This is a genomic window from Rhizobacter sp. P3_B12 (genome assembly GCF_056402895.1).
The window spans coordinates 1-6,298 of record NZ_JBFUGN010000302.1 but is presented as its reverse complement, the minus strand read 5'-3'; the positions used below and the strand labels follow the sequence as shown (position 1 = coordinate 6,298).

At 70.7% G+C, this 6,298-nt stretch carries 5 protein-coding genes; 2 read left to right on the top strand and 3 right to left on the bottom strand.

Going from position 1 to position 6,298, the window contains the following annotated elements:
• Positions 1-660, top strand: a 660-nt coding sequence (locus AC1D01_RS16670; RefSeq protein ID WP_477868137.1) for a substrate binding domain-containing protein, incomplete at its 5' end; no start/stop codon positions are given.
• Positions 657-3,203: an ABC transporter permease gene (locus tag AC1D01_RS16665; protein WP_477868135.1), complete on the top strand. Its 2,547-nt coding sequence runs from the start codon at positions 657-659 to the stop codon at positions 3,201-3,203. The genes AC1D01_RS16670 and AC1D01_RS16665, both read left to right, overlap by 4 nt.
• A gap of 22 nt (positions 3,204-3,225) precedes the next feature.
• Here the strand turns inward: AC1D01_RS16665 and AC1D01_RS16660 are convergent, their stop codons facing one another.
• The 3 genes from AC1D01_RS16660 to AC1D01_RS16650 form a co-directional block, all read right to left on the bottom strand.
• Positions 3,226-4,119 carry a hypothetical protein gene (locus tag AC1D01_RS16660; RefSeq protein ID WP_477868133.1) on the bottom strand — a complete coding sequence of 298 codons (894 nt, stop codon included), beginning with the start codon at positions 4,117-4,119 and terminating at the stop codon, positions 3,226-3,228.
• 83 nt (positions 4,120-4,202) lie between these two features.
• Complete coding sequence (locus tag AC1D01_RS16655; RefSeq protein ID WP_477868131.1) at positions 4,203-5,753, bottom strand: methyl-accepting chemotaxis protein; 1,551 nt, start codon at positions 5,751-5,753, stop codon at positions 4,203-4,205.
• Between the two features lie 16 nt (positions 5,754-5,769).
• Entirely contained in the window at positions 5,770-6,288 is a 519-nt protein-coding gene (locus tag AC1D01_RS16650; RefSeq protein ID WP_047511018.1) for a chemotaxis protein CheW, read from the bottom strand.
• Positions 6,289-6,298: the final 10 nt, after the last annotated feature.

Here is a 6,298-nt window from a genome sequence, read left to right as displayed (position 1 = left end):
CTGCGCATCAGCGTGCCCACCACCTACGGCCACCACCGGCTGCTGCCGGTGCTGCCGGCATTCATGCAGGCGCATCCGGACGTGCGGGTCGAGCTGCACGTCAGCAACCGCAACATCGATTTCGGCGGCGAGGGCTTCGACCTCGCGATCCGCGTGCGCGCACCCGACGACTCGACGCTGATCTGCCGGCACCTGGAAGACGCGGAGCTGGTGCTCGTCGCCGCGCCGGACTACCTCGCGCGCCGCGGCACGCCGATGACGCCCGAGGACCTGGCCGGCCACGACTGCATCCAGTTCGAACTGCCGAGCAACGGCCGCCCGATCCCGTGGCTGATCCGCGAGGACGGCCGGGATGTCGAGATGCTCACCACCGGCCGCTACACCTGCGCCGACGACGTGCTGGCCGGCGTGACGCTGGCCCGCCATGGCGCGGGCGTCTTCCAGGCCTACCGCTTCGTCGTCGAAGGCGATCTGGCGGCGGGCCGGCTGACCGAGTTGCTGGCGCCCTTCGGCGGGCGCTCGCGGCCCTACAACCTGCTGTACCCGCATGCGCGGCATGTCCCGCTGAAAGTCCGGGCCTTCGTCGAGTACTTGCTCGAACGCAAGCGCCAATGGGACCATCGGGGCGATCCGCCTTCCTCCCGAAAGAACCCTCGATGACGACTGCCGTTCCCCATCCCGCTTCCGCCTGGAACCTCGCCTGGCGGCAGGCCGCGCGCGACTTCCGCGCCGGCGAGCTGCGGCTGCTGCTGGTCGCGGTGATGCTGGCGGTGGCGGCGCTCAGCGCGGTCGGCTTCTTCGCCGACCGGCTGAATGCCGGCCTCGCGCGCGACGCCCGGCAGATGCTGGGCGGCGACGCGATCGTCGCGAGCGACCAGCCGGCCCCGGCCGACATCGCCGAGCGTGCACGCGGCCTCGGGCTCACGCTCGCGCAGACCGCCACCTTCCCGAGCATGGGCCGTGCGCCCGACGACAAGGGCGGCGCCTCGCGCCTGGTGGCCGTCAAGAGCGTGGCCAGCGGCTACCCGCTGCGCGGCAAGCTGACGCTGGCCGATGCACCGGGCGGTGCGCAGCGCACGGTCGCGAGCGCGCCGGCCGCCGGCACGGTGTGGGTCGATGCCGGCGTGCTCGATGCGCTGCAGCTGAAGGTCGGCGATGCGCTGCTGCTCGGCGATGCCAGCCTGCGCATCGCGTCGATCATCGTGATCGAGCCCGACCGCGGCGCCGGCTTCATCAGCTTCGCGCCGCGCGTGATGCTCAACGAGGCCGACCTGCCTGCCACCGGGCTGGTGCAGCCCGCCAGCCGCGTCACCTACCGCCTGGCCGTGGCCGCGCCGGACGGCCGCGCAGCCGCGCTGCGCGAGTTCGTCAGCTGGACCGAAGCCCAGCTGAAGAGCCGCCAGCTGCGCGGCATGCGCGTCGAGTCGCTCGAGACCGGCCGCCCCGAGATGCGCCAGACGCTGGACCGCGCGCAGAAGTTCCTGAACCTCGTCGCGCTGCTGGCCGCGCTGCTGGCGGCGGTGGCGGTGGGCATCGCGGCGCGCGACTTCGCCGACCGGCACCTCGACGACTGCGCGATGCTGCGCGTGCTCGGCCAGCCGCAGCGCACGATCGCGCTGCAGTACCTGCTCGAGTTCGGCATCGTCGGCGTGCTCGCCAGCGTGGCCGGCGTGCTGCTCGGCTTCGCGGTGCACTACGTGTTCGTCTGGCTGCTCGCCGGGCTGGTCGACAGCGCGTTGCCGGCCGCGAGCGGCTGGCCGGCGCTGTTCGGCATCGGCGTCGGCTTCACGCTGCTGATGGGCTTCGGCCTGCCGCCGGTGCTGCAGCTGGCCCAGGTGCCGCCGCTGCGCGTGATCCGGCGCGATGTCGGCGCGCTGAAGCCGGCCTCGATCGCGGTGCTGGCCGCAGGCGCCATCGGCTTCGCGGCGCTGCTGCTTGCGGTGTCGTCCGACCTGACGCTCGGGCTGATCGCGGTCGGCGGCTTCGCTGCCGCGATTGCGGTGTTCGCGCTGCTGTCGTGGATCGCGGTGCAGCTGCTGCGCCGCGCGGTGCCCGAATCGCGCGCGCCGCGCTGGCTGGTGCTCGCGACGCGGCAGATCGCGGCGCGCCCGGCCTTCGCGGTGCTGCAGGTGTCGGCGCTCAGCGTCGGGCTGCTGGCGCTGATGCTGCTGGTGCTGCTGCGCACCGACCTGATCTCCAGCTGGCGCGCCGCGACGCCGGCCGATGCGCCGAACCGCTTCGTGATCAACATCCAGCCGGAGCAGGGCGAGGCCTTCCAGGCGCGGCTGAAGGCGGCGGGCGTCGCGCGCTACGACTGGTACCCGATGATCCGCGGCCGGCTGGTCGCGGTGAACGGCAAGGCGACCAGCGCCGACGACCTGGTCGACGAGCGCGCCAAGCGCCTGCTCGACCGCGAGTTCAACCTGAGCCACGACGCGAAGCTGCCCGACCACAACACCGTCACTGCCGGCCGCTGGACGCCGGACGAGGCGGGCGGCCTGAGTGTCGAGGAGGGCATCGCCGAGACGCTGCACCTGAAGCTCGGCGACACGCTGCGCTTCGACATCGCCGGCATCGCGGCCGAGGGCAAGGTCACCAGCCTGCGCAAGGTCGACTGGGGCTCGATGCGCGCGAACTTCTTCGTGATGTTCCCGAACGCGCAGATGCCGGACCTGCCGGCCACCTACCTGACGGCGTTCCGCGCGCCGGCGACGCCGGGCTTCGACAACGCGCTGAGCCGCGAATTCCCGAACATCACCGCGGTCGACGTGTCGGCCTCGCTCAGCCAGGTCCAGCAGGTGCTCGACCAGGTGATCCGCGCGGTCGAGTTCCTGTTCGGCTTCACGCTGGCGGCCGGGCTGGTGGTGCTGTTCGCCGCGGTCACCGCCACGCGCGAGGCGCGCGCCCGCGAGTTCGCGGTGATGCGCGCGCTGGGTGCGAGCGCACGGCTGCTCGGCCAGGTGCAGCGCGCCGAGCTGCTGGGCGTCGGCGCTTTGGCGGGTTTCCTGGCGTCGGTGGCGGCTGCCGTGGTCGGCTGGGCGCTCGCGAAGTACGTGTTCCAGTTCAGCTGGAACCCGTCGCCGTGGTTGCCGCTCGGTGGCAGCCTGGCCGGCGCGCTGCTGGCGTTGGCGGCCGGCTGGTGGGGGCTGCGCGAGGTGGTGTCGCGGCCGGTGATCGAGACGCTGCGCCGCGCGGCGGAGTGAGCGGCGGTCAGCGGTTCCGAGGTCACGGATCGCTCGACTTCTCGAGGATCACCGTGAACTTGGTGCTGGCAGGATCGGCGGGGTCGGGCCGCGCGTCGGACTTGGCCCCCGCGCTCACGCGCAGCGATGTGGCGCTGATGCGCTCGATCGTCCACAGCAGGCGGCCGAGCTCCTGTCCGTCGGCACCCACGGTGAAGAAGTCGAGCCACATCGGCGACTTGCTCTCGTTGAGCTGGTAGCGCACCGAGGCACCGGACTCGGCGTGCCCGCCCCAGGTTTCACCGTTCATCTCCAGCGAGGCATAGCCGTCGGCGTCCAGGTGCAGCAGGGCCTTGGCGCCTGTCGAGTCCGTTCCGCGCCACGAGCCGACCAAGTCCGGTGCGACCGTTGTTCTGACGTCGCAGTCCAGTGTCGCGGGGTCGTCCAGGTCCACGAGCGCGGTGGCTCCCGAGACCATCACGAAGGCTCTTGCGGGCTTGCGGCTGAACCACAGAGTCCGCTGTCCGGAGTCGGCGGCGCTGGCCTGGATCCAGCCGAGGGGACTCCACGTCGTCCGGATCCGCACGGCCTTGTCGGCAGGCACTGTGCCGAGCAGTTCGGTGGTCGTCTCCTCGGACTTGGAGAGGAAGGCCTGGACCGTCAAGAACTGCCCGGCATCGAACCCGGCCCTCATGCCGATGCGGTACAAGGCCTGCTCGTCAGCATCCAGGACCAGGATCGCGGCCATCGGTACCCATTGGGGATGGGTCGAGGTCGTGAGGATGCGGAGCGATCCGGTGACGGTGTTGTCGGCATTCGGCGTCTTGATGGGGCAAGACAGGTACATGCCGGGCGAGGCCTTCAGCTCGACGGGAACGGCATGGGACAGCAGCGGAAGCATCAGCAGGGGAATGCCGAGGAGCTTGGTGAGTGTCATTCGAGGCGCGCAGGGGTTGCGGAGGCTGCATTCTCCGCGACGCGGCCGCAGGCTCCGCGCGAGCCGGGTGCGGTTGCGCAGGCTCAGGCGAGCCGGAACACCGACACCGCATCCGCCAGCACACGCGCCTGATCCTTCAGGCTCTCGGCCGCCGCGGCGCTTTCCTCGACCAGCGCCGAGTTCTGCTGCGTCATCTGGTCGAGCTGCGTCACCGCGGCATTGACGTTGCCGATGCCGTCGCGCTGTTCGGACGACGCGGCGGTGATCTCGCCGATGATGTCGCTGACGCGCTGCACCGAGCCGACGATCTCGCCCATCGTCTTGCCCGCATCGGCCACCAGGCGCGAGCCGGCGTCCACGCGGTCGACGCTGGCACCGATCAGGCCCTTGATTTCCTTGGCCGCCTGCGCACTGCGCTGCGCGAGGCTGCGCACCTCGCTCGCGACGACCGCGAAGCCGCGGCCCTGCTCGCCGGCGCGCGCCGCTTCCACCGCCGCATTCAGCGCCAGGATGTTGGTCTGGAACGCGATCCCATCGATCACGCCGATGATGTCGCTGATCTTCTTCGAGCTGGCGTTGATCTCGTCCATCGTCGAGACCACCTGGGCGACCACCGAGCCGCCGCGCGCCGCGACTTCCGCGGCCGATGCGGCCAGCTGGTTGGCATGCAGGGCCGAATCGGCGCTCTGCTTGACGGTGCCGGTCAGCTGCTCCATCGACGAGGCCGCCTGCTGCAGGTTGCTCGCGGTCTGCTCGGTGCGGTGGCTCAGGTCCTGGTTGCCGGTCGCGATCTCGGCGCTGGCCGTCGCGATGTTGTCGGTCGATTGCTTGACCTGCGCGACCAGCGTGCGCAGCGCGTTCTGCATGCCGTCCATCGCGTGCAGCAGCCGGCCGATCTCGTCGTCGCCGCGCGGCTCCACCGCCTGCGACAGGTCGCCCTGCGCGATGCGCTGGGCCAGCCCGCTCGCATGCGCGATCGAGGCGTTGATGCTGCGCACCGTGAGCATGGTCAGCGGCAGCAGTACGGCAAGCGCCAGCAGCACGCCGCCGGCCAGCAGCGCCGACTGCGTGCCGATCGCCTGCTCCACCGCCGCCTGCCCGGCCGCCACGTGCTCGCGCGAGGCGTCGGACAGCACGCCCAGCGTCTTCTCGACCGCCTCGATGTTGTCCTTCAGCTGCCCGGCGTAGGCACCGGCGACGGCGCCGTCGATGGTCGCGCGCTCCAGCTGGTCGATCACCGGCAGCATGCCGTCGTGATACTGCTTCAACTGCTCCAGCGCCGCGGCGACCGCCTTGGCCGGCTCGGCATCCAGGCGCTTGCCCAGGCCGCCCAGCCGCGCCAGCGTCTCGGCATGCGCCTTCGTCCACAAGGCCTTGTTGTCGGTGACCTCGTTGACGTTGTTGAAGTTGATGATCATCTCCTTCTCGAAGCGGCGCAGCCGGCCGAGCGTCGTGCGCAGCTCGCTGATGTCGGAGGCCATGCCGAAGTCGTCGGCCACCAGCGTGCGCACGGTGCCGCGCGTGCCGTGCAGCGCGGCCCAGCCGATGCTGCCGATCAGGCCGAGCAGCAGCAGCGAGAAGCAGGTCGCGAAGTACAGGCGCGAGCGGATCGAGAGGCGGGAGAGGAAGGCCATGGCTCGCGTGACGGCATCAGTGCTTGCTGTCGATCAGGCCCATCTCGGCGCTGGCCATCAGCTCCTCGATGTCCATCAGGATCAGCATGCGGTCGTTGACGCTGGAGATGCCGGTGATGAAGCTGGTGTCGACGGCGGAGGCCATCTCGGGGGCCGGCTTGATCGAGTCGCGCGAGAGCTCGAGCACGTCGCTGACCGAATCGACGACGGCACCGACGACACGGCCGCGCACGTTCAGCACGATGACGACGGTGAAGCTGTTGTAGTCGTTGGAGTCGCAACCCAGCTTCAGGCGCAGGTCGACGATCGGCACGATGACGCCGCGCAGGTTGACCACGCCCTTGATGAAGGCCGGGGAATTGGCGATGCGGGTGGGCGCTTCGTAGGAGCGGATCTCCTGGACCTTCAGGATGTCGATGCCGTATTCCTCGGCGCCGAGGCGGAAGGTGAGGAACTCGCCGCCGGACTGGGCGGCGGTGGCCGCGCGGGCGGCTTCGTGCCGGGCCACGTGGGAGGCTTCGTGGATCATGTCCATGGTGGGTCCT

Excerpts from the sequence above, each read along its gene's own strand:
- AC1D01_RS16650 (WP_047511018.1), bottom strand. The coding sequence starts at position 6,288 with ATGGACATGATCCACGAAGCCTCCCACGTGGCCCGGCACGAAGCCGCC.
- AC1D01_RS16655 (WP_477868131.1), bottom strand. The coding sequence starts at position 5,753 with ATGGCCTTCCTCTCCCGCCTCTCGATCCGCTCGCGCCTGTACTTCGCG.
- AC1D01_RS16660 (WP_477868133.1), bottom strand. The coding sequence starts at position 4,119 with ATGACACTCACCAAGCTCCTCGGCATTCCCCTGCTGATGCTTCCGCTG.
- AC1D01_RS16665 (WP_477868135.1), top strand. The coding sequence starts at position 657 with ATGACGACTGCCGTTCCCCATCCCGCTTCCGCCTGGAACCTCGCCTGG.